This window comes from Rubripirellula lacrimiformis, from assembly GCF_007741535.1.
In the GTDB taxonomy this organism is placed as follows: Bacteria; Planctomycetota; Planctomycetia; order Pirellulales; family Pirellulaceae; genus Rubripirellula; species Rubripirellula lacrimiformis.
Window position 1 is genome coordinate 3,436,007 of sequence record NZ_CP036525.1, and the last position, 20,535, is coordinate 3,456,541.

The 20,535-nt window shown below is 54.0% G+C and carries 13 protein-coding genes and 1 pseudogene; 7 read left to right on the forward strand and 7 right to left on the reverse strand.

All coding sequences use genetic code 11. From position 1 onward, the window contains the following. Positions 1 to 93: 93 nt before the first annotated feature. From K227x_RS12145 to K227x_RS12160, 4 genes and pseudogenes are all read right to left on the reverse strand, one after another. Entirely contained in the window at positions 94 to 1,995 is a 1,902-nt protein-coding gene (locus tag K227x_RS12145; protein ID WP_145169752.1) for a site-specific DNA-methyltransferase, read from the reverse strand. Beyond that, the gene (locus K227x_RS12150) at positions 1,988 to 2,668 is read right to left on the reverse strand and encodes a DUF4391 domain-containing protein (RefSeq protein WP_218933957.1); all 681 of its coding nucleotides are present in this window, start codon (positions 2,666 to 2,668) and stop codon (positions 1,988 to 1,990) included. Before K227x_RS12150 ends, K227x_RS12145 begins: the two co-directional genes overlap by 8 nt. A gap of 75 nt (positions 2,669 to 2,743) precedes the next feature. After that, positions 2,744 to 3,118 (reverse strand): annotated as a pseudogene (locus K227x_RS12155) (GxxExxY protein); the annotation flags it as partial. 84 nt (positions 3,119 to 3,202) lie between these two features. Then, positions 3,203 to 6,547 (reverse strand): helicase-related protein, encoded by a 3,345-nt coding sequence (locus tag K227x_RS12160; protein ID WP_145177790.1) that lies wholly within the window; start codon positions 6,545 to 6,547, stop codon positions 3,203 to 3,205. A gap of 147 nt (positions 6,548 to 6,694) precedes the next feature. Here K227x_RS12160 and K227x_RS12165 point away from each other — a divergent pair, with 147 nt between their 5' ends. The 7 genes from K227x_RS12165 (at position 6,695) to K227x_RS12195 (ending at position 17,539) form a co-directional block, all read left to right on the forward strand. After that, positions 6,695 to 7,072 (forward strand): helix-turn-helix domain-containing protein, encoded by a 378-nt coding sequence (locus tag K227x_RS12165; RefSeq protein ID WP_145169757.1) that lies wholly within the window; start codon positions 6,695 to 6,697, stop codon positions 7,070 to 7,072. 328 nt (positions 7,073 to 7,400) lie between these two features. After that, complete coding sequence (locus K227x_RS12170; protein ID WP_145169759.1) at positions 7,401 to 8,708, forward strand: hypothetical protein; 1,308 nt, start codon at positions 7,401 to 7,403, stop codon at positions 8,706 to 8,708. After that, positions 8,701 to 10,740, forward strand: a complete 2,040-nt coding sequence (locus tag K227x_RS12175; RefSeq protein WP_145169761.1) for a phospholipase D-like domain-containing protein — start codon at positions 8,701 to 8,703, stop codon at positions 10,738 to 10,740. Before K227x_RS12170 ends, K227x_RS12175 begins: the two co-directional genes overlap by 8 nt. 109 nt (positions 10,741 to 10,849) lie before the next feature. After that, entirely contained in the window at positions 10,850 to 14,227 is a 3,378-nt protein-coding gene (locus K227x_RS12180; protein WP_218933958.1) for a DEAD/DEAH box helicase, read from the forward strand. Further along, complete coding sequence (locus K227x_RS12185) at positions 14,217 to 14,591, forward strand: YbjN domain-containing protein (RefSeq protein WP_145169764.1); 375 nt, start codon at positions 14,217 to 14,219, stop codon at positions 14,589 to 14,591. The genes K227x_RS12180 and K227x_RS12185 overlap by 11 nt, the downstream gene beginning before the upstream one ends. Positions 14,592 to 14,676: 85 nt before the next feature. After that, complete coding sequence (locus tag K227x_RS12190) at positions 14,677 to 15,582, forward strand: GIY-YIG nuclease family protein (protein ID WP_145169766.1); 906 nt, start codon at positions 14,677 to 14,679, stop codon at positions 15,580 to 15,582. 691 nt (positions 15,583 to 16,273) lie between these two features. Next, positions 16,274 to 17,539, forward strand: a complete 1,266-nt coding sequence (locus tag K227x_RS12195) for a hypothetical protein (protein ID WP_145169768.1) — start codon at positions 16,274 to 16,276, stop codon at positions 17,537 to 17,539. Between the two features lie 138 nt (positions 17,540 to 17,677). Here K227x_RS12195 and K227x_RS12200 read toward each other — a convergent pair whose 3' ends face one another. The 3 genes from K227x_RS12200 to tnpA all read right to left on the reverse strand — a co-directional run bounded on the left by K227x_RS12200 (position 17,678) and on the right by tnpA (position 20,270). After that, a complete protein-coding gene (locus K227x_RS12200; RefSeq protein ID WP_145169770.1) occupies positions 17,678 to 19,444 on the reverse strand; it encodes an IS66 family transposase in 1,767 nt (588 codons plus the stop codon). A 152-nt stretch (positions 19,445 to 19,596) separates the two neighbouring features. After that, entirely contained in the window at positions 19,597 to 19,947 is a 351-nt protein-coding gene (tnpB, locus tag K227x_RS12205; RefSeq protein ID WP_145167546.1) for an IS66 family insertion sequence element accessory protein TnpB, read from the reverse strand. Then, entirely contained in the window at positions 19,944 to 20,270 is a 327-nt protein-coding gene (tnpA, locus tag K227x_RS12210) for an IS66 family insertion sequence element accessory protein TnpA (protein WP_145167548.1), read from the reverse strand. The genes tnpB and tnpA overlap by 4 nt, the downstream gene beginning before the upstream one ends. Positions 20,271 to 20,535: the final 265 nt, after the last annotated feature.

The following is a 20,535-nucleotide window of genomic DNA, read 5'->3' on the forward strand; positions in this document are numbered from 1 at the left end:
GGGCGGAGAAGCGGAGGTTCGCGGAGTCAAAAATTCAACACTCTCTTTCTCCGCGATCCTCCGCTCCGCTGCGTTCGACGCGTTTCAAACTCACTACAAGCTCCTCAGTTGAGTTTGTGGTGACATCTGCTTGAAGATTTGTTCGACGTTGATTTTGTCGGCGTCGGTGGCAAAGCATCCGTCGCGGAAGACGGCTCGCAGGGGTGATTTGGCCGCGATGGTTTTGACCAGCAATTCAGGCACTTCGGCGTCGAAGCAGGCGACCAGATCGGGAGCGGCGTACTCGGAGTCGTTGACGAAGAATACTTCGCAGCCTTCAATGGTCTCGGCCTTGATCGGTAATCCCAGATCCACGCCGCAGTCCAACAAGACTTGGAACAGCAGGTCTTCGCCGGACCGATCCGACTTGATGTTATCGACTAGCCCACCCAGCATCGCTTGCGAAGTGTCGGCCGGCGAGTAGTAAACGTCCTTCATGTTGGACGAGTCGATTTTCAGGACGCGGAAGCCGTGGTCCAACGATGACGACACAAGCGTGCTTTCTTCAGACGCAAGCTGTCCGACAGAACGAATGCGTTGCTTTCCAATATCTGCAATCGTTTCAAGTCCTTCGGAAGCAGTGTCTCCTTCACGACAGGGATCAGGAAGTTGAACCATAATAAAGCGACGATTCCCACCATCCTCACGATTGAGTGAAATAACTGCGTGAGCACTAGCCGCGCTGCCAGCAAAGAAATCTACAATCACATCATCGTCGTCGGGATTTGAAACAATCCGGAGCGCGTACGCAATTAGCTTGGATGGCTTTGGTGTATTGAATCCGCTATTCGGGACAAGGCGATTGAGTTCCTGCTTTGCTTGCTGATTGTGGCCGACCTCTTCATAGCTCCAGATTGTCGTTGGAACTCGACCTGATTTAACCTCGCTCAAAAAAGTCTTGTAAGATGGGACTGCATTTGTCTGCCGGAGGCCCCACCAGACTCGGTCTTGTTGCTCACGCTCTTGGTGAAGCTCTTCTGAAACGGCCCACACCCTAGTTTCTTTCGGAAGAACAGAATCACCCGCCGGATTGCGAATTGGGTAATACAGGTTCGGTCTTTCCGCGCGCGTCTTGTTGCACGTTGCATCTGTTGCCTTCCAAGGCCCGCGAGGGTCGTTGTCGGGATTCGTGTAGGCAGAGTCCTGGTCAGCTGTGCGGGGTAAAGGAATTGGTTTCCAGTCATCCTTGCTCTTGCAATACACCAGGATATGGTCATGCATGTCACTGAAATACCTCGCGTCATTTTGCGGCGAGTACTTTTTCTCCCAGATTATGTTCGCAACAAAATTGGATTCGCCAAACACTTCGTCGCAGAGCTTCCGGAGATTGCCAACTTCGTCGTCGTCAATTGAAATAAACACGACACCATCATCCTTCAATAGATTGCGTGCGATCCGCAATCGAGCGAACATCATAGTAAGCCAATCGGAATGGAAACGTCCATTTGCGATCGTGTTCGCAACCAGCCGCTTTCGCTCAAAGTCTTCTTGGCTAGAGGATGCGAGATATTCAACTTTGGACGATGAAAAGTCGTCGTCGTAAATAAAGTCATGTCCCGTGTTATACGGCGGGTCGATGTAGATCATCTTGACTTTGCCGAGGTACGTTTCCTGTAGCAACTTCAGCGCTTCGAGGTTGTCGCCTTCGATGAACAGGTTTTGGGTGGTGTCGAAGTCGACGCTTTCTTCGCGGCACGGGCGCAGCGTCTTGGAGATTGGCGCGTTGGCGGCCAGCATCGCTTCTCGCTTGCCGGGCCAGTTGAGGTGGTATCGCTCGAGCGGCCCTTCGACAATCTCGTCGGACAATTCTTGACGCAGCAAATCGAAGTCGATCTTGCGCGTGACCTGGCCATTTTCACCGGCGGCTTCGGTCACACAGTTTGGGAACAGCTCGGCAATGCAGTCGATGTTGGAGCCGACTAAATCGGGTGAGTGCATCTTGAGTTTTTCAGGCATCGGCTTCCTGCGACGTTGGTTGAATGAGTTCTTGGATTTTCTGTTGAATGCCGCGCAGTTGAGCGTTCCATTCGACTTTGCGATTGAGTTGTTTCTCGGCGTTCATCTTTTTGGTGATCTGCTCTACTTCACGGCGAAGAGCAAGGATCTGGCCGTGTCGCTCGAAGTGGGCTCGCAGGGTTTCACCTTTGTCAGCGGGAATGTCTATCATCGACCGAAGCAGGCTGGCGTAAAGGTTGGCTAGATTGAGAGATTGGGGAAGCGGCGAGCGCGACGCGTCTGCGGCCCGCCATGAGCTGGCGACGTAGTGGCTGATGACCCACGCTTTCGCGTCGGCTTCGCTGGATCGTTTGAACGCCGCTGTCTGCTGGACTCGACCGCCTGCGTGGACTTCGTGGATGGTGGGGTTGGGGATCGCCTTGTCGATGGCCATCAGCACGGCGGGATCAAGCTCGCTGCCGCTGCACTGGATCTGGATGACTTCGATTTCGGGCACGTCTGGGGTTGCAGGAATGTTAAGCGTCGCAGGGGAGAGTTTGTGGGACCAGCGAATACGGGCGACTTGGTCCGTGAATAGAGATTTGAGTTTGCGATTGTTTCGCGCACCGGCGTAGAAGCGTTCTTTATTAAGAACGCGATCGAATTTCGCGGCGGTGGGAAATCGGTACAGCACGGATTTTTGAAACGCGGAGTCGCGGAGGCGCGGAGAAAAAGAGATTGGGAGAGTGAGAGGTAGAGGGATAAGTTACTATGTTGGTTTGGGGCCTTGGTAGTTGTTGACGATGCGGTGCAGGCCGTCGATCAGTTTTGATTCGTGGAAGTTGATGAGCAATCCGACATTCAAGTTCATGAGTCTTAGGTGGGACAGAGTCTGGGTTTTATCGATTGCGTGGATTGCCTGCTTGGCCTTGAGTTCGACAACGATCAATCCGTTGACAACGATGTCCGCCCGGAACGCACATGGGTCGTGGAGGTCGTCATAGTCAATCGGGACAGGCAACTCCTCGACAACTTCAAATCCGCGTTTCTTTAGTTCGCAAGCAAGGCAACGCCGATAGACGGTTTCAAGCAACCCGGGACCAATTCGCCGATGCACCTCGATCGCCGCCCCGATGATCGCTTCGGTTAAGTCATTTCACAGTCTCCTTGGTTTTCTCAACGTTCCTCCATTTCTCCGCGAACCTCCGCTTCTCCGCCCCTCCGCGTTTCAATTCTTCTCCGCGAGATCAAAGATGACCAAGAAGGTGATGAGTTCAAAATCGTCCAGTCCCTTTATGTCACCTTCGAGCGCCGTGGTGGGGCCACCGGAGAAGAGGCTGTCGACGTCCGTTTCGGCCTTGCGGTCGATGATGCTGCTGATTGCGGTATCGAGCAGGTCGCTGTAGACCTTCATGTCGCGGCCATCGTCGGTCGCTTCGTTGAACGGTTTGCAGACTTCTTCGACGTGCTTATTGCGGCCCTTGCAGGCGGACCGGGCCAAGTCGAGCAGTCGTTTGACTTCGGTGTGGTCAATCACAACGCTGCCGTCGCTGGCGACATAGACGAGGTAATAGGGATGCAGTCGATTGTGTCCACCGACATTCACACTGGAATCGCGGTTGCGTAGCGTGAAGATGACACCGGGATGCAGACCACGATCCGGGTCGGCCGGCACGACGCTGTGCATTCCGTTGGGAACGTTGGCAAGGTCGCCGGTTTCCTTGACGTATGCCAGCAGGTCCATTCGGAAGTCATTAAGGCCCAGGTCGGTGATGGAGACGCCTGTTTTGACGTCTTCCATCTCGATGACTTCGTCTTGGAGTCGCCGGAGTTGTTCTTTTCGGTAGGCGACTTCGCTGTTTTCGGCGTTGCCATCCAACAGCACGTTGTCGTCACCGGTGGCGGTCATGTCGGCGATGACCATTCGGTTCTCGACACGTTCTTTCAGGTTGATGTAGTCATCGAGGGTGATGTCGGGCCAGTAGTTGACCAATTGGATGCACGAGTTGGGCGATCCGATGCGGTCGACTCGTCCGAAGCGTTGAATGATTCGGACGGGGTTCCAGTGGATGTCGTAGTTGATGACGCAGTCGCAATCCTGCAGGTTCTGGCCTTCGGAGATGCAGTCGGTGCCAATCAGCACGTCGATCTCGGCCGGCTCGTCGGGCATGATCAACGCCTTTTCTTTCGACCGAGGCGAGAAAAGGGTGAGGATGGACTGGAAGTCGTACCGACGTGGCCGACCGTTGGCATCCTCGATTGTGCTGCGTGGCGGGAAAGTGCCTGAGACGGTTGCGGTGTGACCGCCGCTGTGGTTGATCGTTCCAGCGGCAGCGTCCGCGTAGGCAGCGACGGCGGGTGCCAGATGCTCGTAGAGGTATTCGGAGGTGTCGGCGAACGCGGTGAAAATAAGCACCTTGCGATTGCCGGCGTTGATCGGCGAAGCGAACTTCTCTTTCACGTATCCAAGCAGGTGCTGCAGTTTGGCGTCGTCCTTGGGCGTGACCTTCTGCATCTCGCCAAGAAGCTCGTCGATGATTTCAAGATCGCGTCCGAGGTCGGCTTGCCACGAGGGCAGGTCCATGTCTTCGAGACGAATTTGCACCTTGCCGGTCGTGACGGCGTCCGGATCGAGCACTTCGTCTTCGTCGTATTCGCCTCCGCCGTAACGCGCGCCCGCATCGGCGACCTGCATCGACTTTCCAGTTCGTTGGAACTCGTCAATTTTGGCCAGCAAACCACGATGGTTTCGCTGCAGTTTTGACAGAGTGATCCGGAACGCTTCAATGCTGCTCTCCAGTCGTTTCAGCAGGTTGACGGTCATCAAGTTCTGCAAACTGCGTTCGCGGTCGATCTGCTTGAACTTGTTCCCCGTTGGCGTGTCGACATCGTACTGTTCGGCGTAGTGTGCCAGCCGGCTGGGATGGATGTACGCAACAGGTGCGTACACGGCCAACTTAAGCGACGCGAGGCTGTTGTAGATCTCGTTAAGATTAGGGACGTCGCCGCGATGCGTAAGCGGGCAGCGGTACGATTGCGGTGGCAAGCGTGTGGGGAATGTTCCAACCTCGGCGGTGTCGTAGAACGTTTGGATGTGGCGCCGTGACCGGGCAATGGTGACGCTATCGAGAAGTTTGAAGAAGTCGAAGTCAAGACTTTTCAGGATGGCATCGCCGGTTCGCTGGTCCGCTGGTAGTTTGGTCCACGAGTTGAACGCTTGCTGAGCCCGACGGAAGATTTCGCTAATATCACGTGACGTGTCCAGCTTGCGATTGATCGCTTCTGAGTCGCCCTCATAGGCTAACGCGAGTTGGTTCTTCAAGTCGTTGAAACGATTGTTGACAGGCGTGGCGGAAAGCATCAACACTTTGGTTTGAACGCCAGCACGAATGACGGCGTTCATCAATTTTTCGTAGCGTGTTTCTTTCTCGGAAAATGAATCTGCGTTGCGAAAGTTGTGGGATTCGTCGATGACGACGAGGTCGTAGTTGCCCCAGTTAACCTGGTCGAGCCGAGTGCCAAACGACTCACCACGGGTTCGGCCAAGGTCGGTGTGGCACAGGACGTCGTAATTGAAGCGATCTTTCGCGAACAGATTGGTCTTCACGTTGCGGTTGAACGTCAGCCAGTTGTCCGAAAGCTTTTTGGGGCACAGCACCAAGACGCTTCGATTGCGAAGTTCGTAGTACTTGATGACGGCAAGGGCGGTGAAGGTTTTACCGAGCCCGACACTGTCAGCAAGGATGCAACCGTTGAAGGTTTCAAGCTTGTTGATGATTCCCGTTGCAGCATCGTGCTGGAAGTTGAAGAGTTTGTTCCAGACGAGTGTGTCTTGGTATCCCGTCATTTCGTTAGGTAGCGTGTCGCCCGAAACGTCTTCGAGGAATTCCGCGAAGATGTTGTAAAGCATCTGGAAATAGATGCGTTCGGGCGAGTTTTCCTGATAGATCGACGCGATGTGGTCGCAAAGCCGATCGGTCACTTCGTCGATACGTTCGGAGTCGTTCCAGATTTGATCGAATAGTCCGATGAAAGTCTGGGTGAACGAGTCTTCTTCGCCCTTGTTGATGAAGTTCGAGACGGCATCGCCTTTTTGATAACCCAGGTCGACTGCCGTGAATCCATGCAGCGGCATGTAGACGGCATCACTGGCTACGTCCTTTGACGTGCCCGAGACGCAAGCGAATTGCTGCATCGGGGCTTTGGTCCGGTTGGATCGGAACTGTGCCTTTCGACGCATCCACTCCGCACACTCTTTTGCGATTGCACGTTGGGTAAGCTTGTTCTTGAGCTGGATTTCAAACTCGGTGCCGTAGACATTGCGTTCACGCTCGGCCTTGGGGATGAAATACTCCCTGGCAACCTTTTTACCGCTATCGGTGACATCATTCGGGATGAAGGTAGGCGACGTGAAGATGAACTGCAGAGAGTCGATCTTTTCGAGTTCTGCCCGAAGTGCCTCGAACGCGTAAATCGAAAAGCACGACGCAGCAATGCGCAGCTTTGCACCGGGACGAATCGTTCGCCGAAGATCGTCGCCAAGCAGCGAATTAATGTTGTCGATCAGCTCCATCGCTGAAATTCCCCTCACTGCCATGATTCAGTGGAACCGAGCACGCTCGATCCCTAGGTTTGACCTGAAAGTGACAGTAGCATAAGCTCATTAGAGGGGCGTCACAACTAGCCGAAGATTCGGCGGTGCTTTACGGACAGCTTTTCTATGTCAGCCAGGAAAACAAACGTCGTTCGTCCGCTTGCATTAGACAGCGAGGCTTTTGGCGAACGCGTCCGGCAGTTGCGAGGTCTTCGGTCGCTAACACAGACGGAGCTAGCTGCGCGAATGAGCGTAAGCGTTTCCTACATCAGCAAAGTCGAGAACGGGAAGCTCCATTTTGGCGACTACCCGTCGGAGAAGTTCATCCACACATTGGCCGTTGAACTAAAAGCTGACGAGGATGAGCTGCTGCTACTCGCGGACAAGGTGCCGGCTGCGATCCGCACACGGATTCGGCAACGTCCGGAACTTTTTAGGAAACTTGCCAAATTGGACAGGCAGTCGCTGGATGCAATAGAGGCGTCACTGGATGCAGCTAATTAGCGATCACGGAATCAAAGGCGCAGCGTGGAACGAAAGTTTGACTGGCTAGTGATTGGGCTCTTTCCCGCCGTCGTTGCGATAGCAGGGGTTACGCCAATTGTTCTATTCGTTACCTATTGGCGTCGCCAGCAATCGAAGAAAACAAGACAAAAGCCGCTGACTCTACCAAAGCTCCGATACGCTCGTCTCTCGTTGCACACGCGAACTGACGATCTAGATATTGGCGTCGATTCTCTGATGATTGCCTCAATGCTCGTATTGCCGTTGCCCCCGTTCACCAAACCTAGACACGGCTTGTCACGGCGATGAATGCCCACTTGGAAACACGATGCTAAAAGTCCCCTACCTTACCGATCTCGACTCGCGGGCTGCCGTCAAGGGTTCTCGTGACCCGCTCGGGATTCAGCAGGTTTGGACGCGGATGGGGCGTCATGTGGTCGGCAACCTGACAACGGTTAGCAACTCGGTTCGTGATTTTTCGACGTTACTGTTGGGCTATTACTTTGCCGAACAGCTTGCCGACGAGCTGGGGCCGGGTTCGAAATTGGCGACGTTTTTGAAATGGGAGCAGTTAGCGGCGTACTCGCGAGCCAGCGTCAATGGCGATTTCAGCTTTCGTGGAACCGAGCGTGTGAAACGAAATCTTAGCGAGAGTAACCGGGTTACTTTGTCGGATGAACGTAGTCACCAGATTCTTGCGAACCAAAAGATCTACGGCCTGTGGGGCCTATACACGATGCCATCGCGAGCCTCGGGTTTGGTCAACGGAAGCCCAACGCGTTTAACGCCGGTCGCGATGGATTTCGTTCAGACGCACTGTTTGCCGATCCTGACCAAAGCCGGTGCAGGTAAGGACGCAAGTCGAATTGTTACGTTACTCAAGGCGAAGTCGACTCGGTTCGACGTGAAGAAACCTGATGCGCCGGTCGTCGCGGCGGGGCAATTCCTGAAGCAAAACATTCGCAAAGCAGAGCGAGAGTTCTTTTACGAACATTTAGTTGAGGGTGGGCCAACGGACGCAACCGAAGGGCGGCAACGTCAACTCGCATCGTTACTTGCGGACTCTTTAAGCGATTCGTCGTTCAAGTGGACTCCCGCGACGATGCGGCATCTGGTGAAAGCTGCGTCTAGTCGCGGTGATCAATGGCAACCATTGGCGACAGATCTGGAACGCATCCGAATCACCGAGTCCGTGCTCGCGCCATCTTCGCTTCTGTTTAACTATCTGTTGGGCTCGGATGGCCAAACAATCAAAGAGATCGCTGGCGCGGTTGAGAAACAATGGGGCCGCGGCCTGACGACGATTGAACCCGGCGTGCTCGATGGGATGCACGGACAGTGGAGTGGGGGTGACTCATCGGTCGGAGATCGGTGGGTTGCGATTGGACATGCGTTGTCGAGCGGTCGTTTTGCAGATGTTGTCGAGCAACTTATGCAGCAGAACGCAAGCGTGATGACAACACGTGGAGGCGCGGCATGGGTTGAAAAGAATCGTGGCAAATTGAACGTGCGATTTAAAGATGAGAACGGAAAACTGCCCGACGAAGACAAGCTTGGCGAGCTTTGGCGTTTCCCCTATTTCTTGGACTCGCTGCGTAGTGTCGTTCGTGTTTTGAGGGAGAAGTCCAGTGACTAAGATTCCCCGTGAGGCATTGTCGGACCACTTTCAGCTTCGGATGGAAGGGCGTCGCCTGCGTTCAGCGGTGCTGATGACTTACCAATTCGATCCAGGATTCTTTGAGCAAGAAGTGCTGCCCGCGTTCTTTGACATTGGCCTTAGCCACGCTTCGCCCGTTCGGCTGTTGCAGTTGGAAGACATGATTCGCGATCTCGCCGGCGAGATCGCCGTGTATTACGACGCCGGCGGTCTGGTCGTGGGCGATGCGGGATCCGCGAAATTGGATGTCCGCTACGTACCGATCCAGCACAACGCCATTTTCCACCCAAAGAACGTGTTGTTACTGGTAGAGGACGAGGAAGCGGACGAGGGCGGCTTCCATCCGCTAACGTTGCTGGTTGCTTGCTTGTCGGCAAATTTGACGCGATCGGGTTGGTGGGAGAATATCGAATGCTGCCACGTTGAGGAAATCGCAGAAGGCGACAAGACGCGATTGAAGGATCAACTGACCAAATTCTTGCAGTCCATCAAACGACGCAGCCCCGACCAGACCAGACATGCTGCGATCGACGATGTCCTAACGTTCCTCCGAGCTAGCGAACAACGAAAACAGCGGTCGGTCGGTGGCGAATTGCTGTCGCACTTCTACCGAGGAGGCGAAAGCCTGCCTGAGTTTCTCAGCGGGCATATCGGCAATCAAATGCAAGGCTGCTATTTAGAAATCATCTCGCCCTATTTTGATGATGCCGAGGAGTGTCAGCCGCTGAATGAATTGATCCGGTTGTTCGATCCGAAAGAAGTCCGTGTATTCTTGCCGCGAAGTGGTTCCGGCGAAGCGCTCGTGCGAAAAGAGCTGTTTGAATCGGTCGGAGAGCTGCTAAACGTTGGTTGGGGACGCCTCCCCAAGGACATCATGCGACGGGGATCGCGTGAAGAGGCAGGCGAAAGGTTTGTCCATGCCAAAATCTATCGCTTCTTCACGCAGAGTCCCAAGCGTGAGATTTCCTTCCTTGGGTCACCTAATCTGACGCGTAGCGCCCATCAGAAAGACGGAAACGTAGAAAGCGGCTTCTTGGTCGAAGTTCCGACTCCGCGCCGACCCTACTTTTGGTTGAGCCCAGATTCAAAAACGCCAACTGAGTTCGCGGTTCGCGGTGAAGACGACGGGGCCAGCGATGTAAGCTCGCCGCTGAATTTGCGGTACAACTGGGACACAGAGAGAGCATCGGCGTTCTGGGATCACAAAGTAACCTCGCCGGAATTGCGAATAGCCGATCGGAACGTGGCGATCGGAAAAATCAGCCCGCTCGCTCCACGAGAATGGACTGAGCTAGAGGAAGGGGTAGCCTCCGCGATCGCGAGCTCGCTTCGTAACACTTCGTTGGTGGAGGTTCACGGCGACGGCGACAAACCGGCATTCGTTCTCATTCAAGAAGAGGGGATGTCGCACAAACCGTCGTTGCTGTTGCAACTGTCGACGGCGGACATTCTGCGATATTGGTCGTTGTTAAGTGCTGAGCAACGTGCAGCATTCATAGAAACACGAGCTACTGATTTGGCGGGGAACGGAACCGGCGATGATCTGGTGGTTCGAGCCAAAATCGCCTTGGACAACGATACGCTTTTCGATCGGTTCGCAGGATTTTTCCACGCGTTTGGCTGCCTGGAACGTGCCGTCCGAAAGTCGCTCGACGACAAGGATGATAAACTGAAGCGACAGGCAAACTATCGCTTATTTGGTCGCCGGTACGATTCGCTTGGAACGCTCCTTGATCGCATCTCAGCGCAGCGAGAAACGCTGGACGCCGTCGACGGATATGTCATTTTGATGTGTTGCAAGCAACTATGCACTGAGATTGGGAAAGACCACCCGGAGTATTGGAGCGAGCAGGCTGAGAATGCAAAGAAACTCTTGGGGCGGTTTACCGAATTGGAATCGGTCCGTGATCGGTTGCTGAAAGAGAATGGCGGCGACTTCGGTGAATTCCTGTCGTGGTTCGACAAATGGTTTTTGAAGCGAGCAAAACCGGTGGAGGCGTCAAATGGCTAACACGTTGCTTGATACAAAAGTCGCATCACAACTGCTCGACTTTGGGAGTCGAATTGGGGCAGGAGCAAGAGCAGACGAACAGCTCGAAGGAGCTGTTGCAATTCACAACATGCTGCAGTCCCACGGTGTTGCCTACCTGGCCGACGAAGTCGGGATGGGAAAAACATACGTTGCACTCGGAGCCCTGGCTCTATTTCGCCATTTCAATCCCGGCTTTCGCGTTCTTGTGCTCGCCCCACGCGGCAACATCCAATCGAAATGGATTAAGGAACAGCGAAACTTCGTTGCGAACAATGTCCGCATCTGCGATATGCGAGTCAAATCGCTTCACGGATCTCCGGCACGTCCGCTTGTTTCCTGTAGCAATTTGCATGATCTGGTGCACGAGGTAACGGCGGATCCGAATCGCGATTTCTTCGCCAAGATGACGAGTTTCAGTTTTCCGATCACAGGCAAGCATGCTGTAAATCGAGAACGGGGCGAGAAGATTCGAGACGCATTTCGATCCAGTGTTCCCTGGCTTCGCAATGAAATCTTCGATCTCCGCAGCAAGGAAGCTTTCAAAGACAATTTCGCGAAGGCGCTGTGCTGCGTTCTACCTGCGTTTGATCTTGTGATTGTCGACGAAGCTCACAACCTAAAGCATGGCTATGGGGAAAGCGTTTCCTCTCGTAACCGCTTGTTAGCTTTGGCGATGGGACATCCGAGCGCCGAGATTGACTCGAAACTTTTTCCGGGGTACACGTCGCGAGCAACACGCGTCTTGTTTCTATCTGCAACGCCAGTCGAAGAGACCTATCAGCAGCTTTGGAACCAACTGGATGTCTTCGGAAAAGCCGGCCCATACAAAAAACTCTTGGACAAGAAAATCAGCGATGAAGAGCGAAAGGCTGTTGCATCAGAATTTTTGATTCGGCGGGTGACGTCAGTGCGAATTGGCACGGACGAGTTGACCAAGAACGAATACCGGCGTGAGTGGCGACGGGGTGGCGTCGCCTCGCATGACGAACCGATCCGAGTCGAGGATCCGAAGCAACGAATGGTCGTGGCGTTAGTTCAGAAGAAGGTCACCGAGTTGCTGGGACACGAGCGATTCAATTCATCATTTCAAATTGGGATGCTTGCGTCGTTCGAGAGCTTTCTTGAAACCGCCAAGCTAAAACGAGAGGACGACGAGACAAGCAACTTTGATGACTCGGACCAGACTGAAAACGCAATGGAGAAAGAAGGTGTCGATGTCAACAACATCAACCGCCTGGCACGTTCCTACCGTAGCAAGTTTCATGCGGAGTTACCGCATCCTAAAATGGATGCGTTGGTCGAATCGCTTTCGCAATGCTGGGATACCGGGGAGAAGGCTCTTGTATTTGTCCGCCGGGTCGCCTCCGTTAAGGAGTTAAAACGAAAACTGGATGACCGCTATAACGAATGGTTGATGAATCGTCTACGAGCCGAACTGCCTCAGCGGATGCAGGAACCGTTGGAGTCACTGTTCGAGACTTTTCGACAGCAGCGGCTCGCTGCAGGAGCCAAACAACTTGATTCCTCCGCTGATGCCCCTTCGGACCGTGGCAAGGATTCGGATTCCGGAGGATTGGATACGTTTTTTGCCTGGTTCTTTCGTGGCGAAGGGCCGGCGAACGTCATCAGCGGCGCGAATATCCAACGCCGGTTTATTCAACGCGGTACCGTGTTGGCAACATTCTTTGCCGACAATTACGTAGCAGATGTTCTTAGGTGCGAACCCGCTGTGGTCGAAACTAAACTCTGCGAATTGCTTGGGTTGACGCCAACATCGCTTCGAGAGGTGCTTCAAAAAGCGGCCGGTAGATTCCTAAGCGGCGCGGCGAAAAAGCAAACTCGCGCCGATCGCTTTGACGCCGTCCAGGCTGCGGCGATTGAATTGCTAAAGGATAAGAAGTGCGATTTCCAAGAGGATGCTCGCGTTGCTTGGCACGAACGTTTTGAACGGCAAATTCACGCCAACCCTGCGGCGCAGGCGTCTGACATCGAAGGATTGCTTGCCGTCGAAACGTTCTTTACCAAGTTGCGTCACAGACCGGAACTTCGAGCTGCTCTGTGGCCTGAGCCAGTTGACGATTGCCCCACAATGCGGTTTCGCAAACGTGAGTGGCGGGGCAGTATGTTTGCATCGGTCGCTCGATTGGGTCACGCGTTTATTGATCTGTACGTCTTAATCGCGGCTCGTTTGGAAAGTCTCGATCAACGATCTCAGCAACGCGGATCCGACGATGACTTGCCGTCCAACACGGACCAAGTGACTGAATACCTCGATCTTCTCGAACAACAGCGGATGACGGATCGGAAAGCTCGGGGCTGGCGAGCATTCGATGAATTGGCCGATGTTGCGGCAAACTTTGACTTGATCGTCGATGTCAACGCTCCAGACATTCGTGACCAGCATGTCGATGATGCGGCACGGGACTTTGGCGTTCTTCTGGGTCGCCAACAGCCTGTAGGCGGGATGTCAGGAAAAGTGAATGAAACGTTGGTCCGTCAATTTCGCATGCCAGGTTATCCGCTGGTACTGTTTTCAACGGATCTGCTGCAAGAGGGTGAAGACCTCCACACGTTCTGTTCGTCAATACATCACTACGGGATATCGTGGACTCCGTCTTCGATGGAGCAACGGATTGGGCGAATTGATCGTGTTCGATCTCATTCGGATCGTCGCCTTTCCGACTTGCAAGTAGATCGGCTTGGCGGCGACGAGAAACTGCAGGTTTTCTTTCCCCACTTAGAAGACACAGTGGAAGTTTTTCAGGTCCATCGAGTGCTGGATCGTATGAACGTGTTCTTGCGGCTTATGCATGAAGGTCTTACTGTCGCCAAAACGGAACAACGAACGATCAATACGAGCGATGAATTTGCAAAATCACGGAAGCCTCCGGAGCAGATTCGGGGTCGATTGAAAACTGCGTTTCCCGTCCAAAAAACACATTTGATCGGAACTCGAGAAACGCTAGCCGCAACCAATCGTATTCAGACACAAATTCACGAACAATTTAAAGAGTTCGCGAGCCATGAGCTTTCGGGCTTGGCCATTCAATGGGAGCCAGTGGTTGCGGCAGGTGTGCTAATGGGGACAGCGAAGCTGAAGCAACGCATTCAGCCTTTTACTCTTGTCCTTGACTCCATCGACCATTTCCCATGCGTCCGGTGCATTAGTCCAGTTGGACGCGTTGATCCCGGATGCGAGATGGAGGCGGTTCTGCAAGCCGCGTCTATCAGTCCGATGAAGATTGGGGCAATCGTTAGTAAAGACGATCGCAGCTACGATTTGACGACCGAAGGTGAAGTGCTTCTGGGCGGCGATGATTCGGTGAATCGAAAGCGGGTGGCAGATCTGATTTCTCGAGTAGTGCATGATGCAGATACGCTTGAGCTGGAGCTTCTGCCGGGACGAGATGAGTCGCTGGACAAGTTTCGAGAAGAACTTCGCAAGGAGGTGTCCCATGACGACTGATTGGGTTCAGATGTCAAAGCCAGCAGACTTCAGCATCGAAGGTAGCCAAGTTGAAGTATCGCTTCGTGACGGTCGTAAGCATCGCGTCGAAGTGATTGAGAAGAACAGCGAACTCGTGCTTCGAGCTTTCGTTGTGAAACAAGCGGTCGTCAACTCGTTGCCTACCTTGCCGTTAACAATTTGGGAGCGGAACAGAAGCGTAACATTGGTCGCGTTCCGCATAGACCGAAAGAACCGATTGATTGCTGAGTGCCGCGTGCCGGCTTCTGGGCTCACGCCGGAAGAGTTTCAGTTCTATCTCCGAACCATTGCGATCGAGGCCGACCGTCTTGAATTCTTGCTGACAGGACGAGACCAAGAGTGACTGTGATAGATGTTTTTTGCCAACACGTACACTATGCTTCCCTCGAAGCGAACCCACAAACGCCAACAATAATGGAATTCTAAAGTTGAACGGACGATCTATACGCATCTTTCTCGTCGACGGTGAAGCATCGGGCCTACTCACGGCCGAAGTAATGAACTGGAGCGGCAAGATGCTGGTTTCGGCTCGAACCAAATTGGCGGAGCTTGCGAAACGAGAAGAGATTACGCGAACAGGCATCTACATTCTGGCCGGACCGGATCCAGAGAATCCGATTGGTGAGGTTGTCTACGTCGGCGAAGGCGACAACGTTTTCAAGCGTCTAGCATCGCATGACAGGGATGAGAAGAAAGAGTTTTGGACACGCTGCGTCGCGGTAATCAGCAAGGACTTAAATCTAACCAAGGCTCACGTTCGATACCTGGAAAGTCGCCTGATCTCGATGGGTTACGCAGCGGGACGAGCAAAGATCCACAATGGAACCGCGCCGCCGCTGCCACCAATGCCGGAAGCAGACGTCGCAGACATGGAAGGGTTTCTCGAGCACATTGAGTTGGTACTACCAGTACTTGGGTTTTCATTTCTGAAGCCGAAGCCTACTGTCAGGCCGACGACGAATGGGAGCGTCGATCCATCTGATGCTTCACCGGTATTTGAGTTCTCCTCAGGCGAAGCAACTGCCAAAGCCCAGGAGATTAACGGTGAATTTGTCGTGTTGAAAGGTTCCACCGCGACCCTTAAGCCGTGGGCGAGTTGGACGAGTTATCGAAATTTGAGGGCGCAGCTAGTGGATGAGAAGAAACTGGTTGAGATCCCTGCCAAAGGGCTGCTGCGATTCACCGAAGACGTCTATCTCACTAGCCCTAGCGCGGGTGCAGCGATCGTCGCCGCCGTCAACACGAACGGTCGGACGGGCTGGAAGACTTGCGACACCCGCCAAACCTACGGCGACTGGCACCAGTCGCAATTTCCAATCGACGACGGCGAATGACTCGTGAGAACCCCTACCGTTCGCCAGCTGACCCCGACCGTCGGATGGACGACTCATTGCCAAGTGAAAAAGCGACGGCAAATTCAAGGGCAGCCGGTCTGTGTGCACTTTGGGCGATCTGCTTGTCCATCACTACTGTCGTGATGGTTCTGTGGGGCCTCCTATCGAGCTGATCAAAGGCAGACTATCTGGCACCCTTCAGGCGACACCGTGGCCGTCCCGGTTCTGAACCGCGACGACTTCGACCGCCAAGCGGACCAAGGTGTCGGATTCCCACATCGCTGATCCCTGACTGCGTTCTTGCCGACGACGGTTCAGCGACGCAACTCCTCATAGAGCGAGAATTTACGTCCCTGCGTCCCTGCGTACCTACGCCGATGAGCTGGGATCTGCTTCTGTACTGCCCGGCATCGCGATGCTGTCACCCAAGTATCATCGGTGACATGAGCGCCACTAATGGGCTATGTAAAGCCTCCGCTTTACGAGGAGGGCAAATGAACCGGAACGTCAGTGGGACTAATCGCTTATCGCAGCGTCAAGCGTGTCAATCTGGTAAACCGCTTGGAAGTGATAGAGGAGCTATTAAAATGGGCAAAAACTTTTCAGCCATTTGGTCCCAGAAACATGCGGCTTGGCTACTTGCACTTGAATAGCTGTTCTATCCCCTATCAGGAAGGATCATTCGACGCTCATGAATCAGAACGCACAACTTCGGGCAGTTGCGGAGTTAGACAAAGCAGAATCAAGACTTCAGATGGCCCTGAACCAGCCAGGATTCAGAGATTTCGTTCGAACAAAATCTGCTGTGCATTTTGAATGGATGAAGGACCATGCCGAGGCTCTATTCGCACTGGAGGCGGAGAACTCGGCAAAAATCACTGATGCAATTAGGGCGGGCGGCAAACGGGCTGTTCACGACCTGCTCAACAATCCTGAAATAGAACAATTTCTGGCGACACAAGTTGGAACGTCGGAGGCTGGAAGCACGGCTGCAGCTCATCCTCTGCGGGATGATTCAGAGAGTGAAGAATTGTTTGCAAGGCTAGTTGACGCTCAACAGGCTGGTGGCATGCAGGCGGTTCATGCCCTCTTCGATAATCCCGAAGTAACGAACACACTGGCACGGTTTAGCAAAGCTAAAAAGGCTAGGGTCGAGCAGGTTGCTGAAGCCTCATCCTGCGAATCAGAAAGCGAAAGGTTCATCGCGACACTCGCTGCAACTCATGAAGAGGGATGCTTGAAGGGATCGGATGTTCTGGATCGCGGAGATGAGTACATAGAGAAGATGAAAGCTCTTGAGTCTGACCCCCGATGGGACATCAAACTTCCGCACGGCGATGAGGACGTTTCTTTGCCGATACGGTGTTTTGCTAGTGCCATCTTCTGGGATTCACGTCGGAAGAATGGCGGCGAATGCCTGGGAAATATCGACCACCAGGATGCTGCATCAAAGAAAGTCATGGAGCAGATAGACAGACTTGTTGACGAGGCCACGATTTCTGATCGCTGGCCGAGAATGGATTCTGTCGTCAATTCAGTAGTAAAAGACTTCGAAAAGACCATTGTTCACGAAGCCCCGGACGCCGACGCGATGGACTCTGCAAAGGGTTCGACGTCGAATCTCAATGGCCGTAAGCTCAGAAGAACAAACCGAATAGCGTTAACAGTTCGAAGTAACGAATCCAAAGAACTCTTTTTGATTAGAGCGTTGTCGGACCATCACGAATACGATCGCAGCCTTGGCCTAAACCACGAGCCGATTCGCTTCAAAGAACTTTGCAAACGTGCTAGTTGTTCCCCCGCAACAGCATCGAAGTTTTTCAAGGTCCACTGGGGAAGTTTCAAGCAGTACGTATACGCATGCAGATCAAAACGCGTGATTTATCAGCTACTTCAATTGAATGGCGATGAACAACGACACGCCCAACTCCATCCGGAGACGGAAGAATCGCAGTAAAAGCCGTCCTCCGGGATAATCCTTGCTCGTATGATTCACTCATATTGCTCCTGCTTTGAGTCGAGCGTGAAGCCGGACATTGGATACCGATGCATCACCGTAACCGTACACCAGCACCAGTTGGGCGCTTGGGGTTGGTTACTTTTTGCGGGTTCGGCGGCGGGCGCGGCGAGTTTTCTTGCGGTCGGCGGCTTGGCGACGTTCGTCGTCGCGGTATTGCCGGATCGATTCGGGATGTTCTGCCTTCCAGGCATGGGGCGTCATTGATTGCCAGTCGGTTTCGCCGGATAGCGCACGCCGCAGGACATCATCCAAGTACGCTCGCACGTCCAAGTTGTTGCGGATCGCGCTCCCGATGATTGTCATTAAGTTTGCAGCCCGTTCGCCCGCGGCCACCGAGCCTTTGAACATCCAGTTCTTGCGACCCGTCGCCACCCGCTTCATCAACTGCTCGCAGTCGTTGTTGTCCAGCGGGATCGATACATCTTCGGTAAAACGATGGAGTGCCTCCCAGTGCCGACGGACGTAGGCCGCCGCCATCCCAAGGTTGCTCTTGGGAAGCACCTTCGGTGACTGCATCGCTTCACTGGAAAGATAGGCTTCGATCTGATCCAGAACATGACGTGACAGGCTTTGGCGTCGCGAAAGTTGCTCCGGCGCAGTAAGGTGTTTGCATTGATCCTCCACGTCGTAAAGATTTCCAATCAACGACTCAAGTTTCGCCACTTGGATCGGGAACGCACTGCGGCACTCGTCGATCTTGCGACGCGCATGTGCCCAGCACGCTGCGAAAGTGATTCGCGAGTCGCTTCGTATTTGGATCTTCTGAAATCCCGACCAACAGTCGCCAATCAGGTTACCTTCAAAGTCACTCAGCACGTCGTCCGGACCATCACGGTGACGGCTAACCGTGAAGTCGAAAGCGACAACCGGAAGCCGTGAAGCGTAGTAGCCCCAGAAGTTCGCTTTGATGCTTGGCTTGCCTGTGGTCATCGCCTTCTCGAGGACCTCGGTGATACGTTTACCGCGCGGGTGATCCGATAAGTCCGGCATCGCGGCGGGCGTAATCAACAGCACGCCGGTGTCATCACAGCCAACGGTGGGATCTTGTTTCAGAATGCACTGCAAGTGCTCGGCGAGCGGACGCAGGGCGAACTCGACGGCCGTTTCGATGTTCTGCAGTGTGCTGCGACTGGGCGTCCAGCCGCTGGCCCCGAACATGTCTTGTTGACGATAGAACGGCAGGTGATAGAAGTACTTCCAGGCCACCACCTCGACACCGATCGAGGCGTCGAAGCGATCCCATTCGACGAGGCCCGTGGGCCGCTCGGGGCTGACGATGCCTTGCGCTTTGTCGGTTGGGTGGACGTATTTGGCATACTTGGTTAGTCGGACTTTGAGATCCGCGGGAACCCACTCCAGCGTTTCAACTTCGTCATAGCCGATCAGGGTCAAGCCTTCGCGTTTTCCTTCGGGCACATCGACGATGCGTTCATAGCGCGGCAAATGTTCGGGGAACTTGCGGTCGCCGGTTGCGGAGCGATTTCGTCGTCGCTTCTTCTTGTCTTCTTCGGCATCGTCAACAATTTGTCGAGCGTCGCAGATCGCTTCTTCGAGTGCGCTGATGACTTCGGGCGTGGGCTCTTCGCCCAAGTCGAAATGCAGCTGGCCGTCACAGTCGATGCGTCGCTCACTCTTGCGACCAAAAAGTTGCTTGAGAAGTTTCTCGATCGTCAGGTTCAGCTCGATGTTCTTCTCGTCGAGTTTGTCACGGTCGGACTTAAGTTCTAAGACGCTGTGGGCTTGTTCCTCAATCAGCTTGTCTTTCAACTCCAGTGCGACGGCTTGTTTTTGAATCAACGCATGAGCAGCATCGAGGTCGGCGGGGAGTGGTTTGGGATCCATGATGGCGACATTATAAAGTTCGCCACCAAAAGCGCAAGTGCGTCCCCACGAAAGTCCAAAAGAAAACCGGCCCCGCGAGAATGTTCTCACGAAGCCGGTTGATGCGAAGTGGAACTGATTGATGCGAAGTGGAACTGGCCGGCCAGACGGCCCTACGCCACCATTCGCTTGCGTCTTGTCTTGGCCGATTTCAGTGAGACGCCTGCGATCCACATGGCCAGTTCGACCGAATCGATCGTGACGTGCGTTTGATCACAGGGAGGCGTTGGCAGCTCGACGGTGCCTTGCTCGAGTCGCCTGTACCACAAGGTCAATCCACCAGTCTCCCACCAGAGGGCTTTGATGCGGTCTCGCTTTCGATTGACAAACAGAAACAGCGAACCGTCGGTGACGCTCTTGCCCAACGAGGTGGTGACGATTCCGGTCAGACCATCAAAGCCTTTTCGAAAGTCGACCGGCTCGGTGCACAGATAGATCGGCATGCCATCAGGCAATCCGATCATGGTTGATCCTTGCGCAGTGGATTCGGCTGAGAATCAGTTGGCACTTCGATACGAATGCGGATGCCACCGGGAAGTTCAATCGTCGCGTTCGCGAGATTGGCTGCGGGAGCGGGGCGATCCGGTGTGGCTTGAAACGAGACGGGCACAAACTTGGCCACGACGGGGACTTTCGGATCCCGCGTCGACCGCAGCTTGCGTTTCCAGTTGTAGAAAGACGGCTGCGAAACACCTTCGGCGGAACAGAATTGAGCGACCGTCATCTGAGCTTGCTCAAATCGTTGCAGACGCTCCGTCCAAAGCTTCGCGGTTTCGGCTCGATTCATAGGGTTCTCCATTGGGAAGCAAGGTAAACCCAATAGCCTAAAACCTGCGCCTACAATGGTTTTGGTGTACGGTTACGGTGATGCGGTGTTGCTGCCAACTCGAATAAAGCTGGACTGCCCCGCCATTCCACCAGCCAGCGGCACACGGGATTTCTGGCGAGAATGGGGTGAAAACCAACCCGATGCCAAATCAATCGAAGAAGCGGTCGAAACGCTTCGACGACAGACGCGGCCAAGCTAGTTCGCAGGGCGTTAGCACTTATTG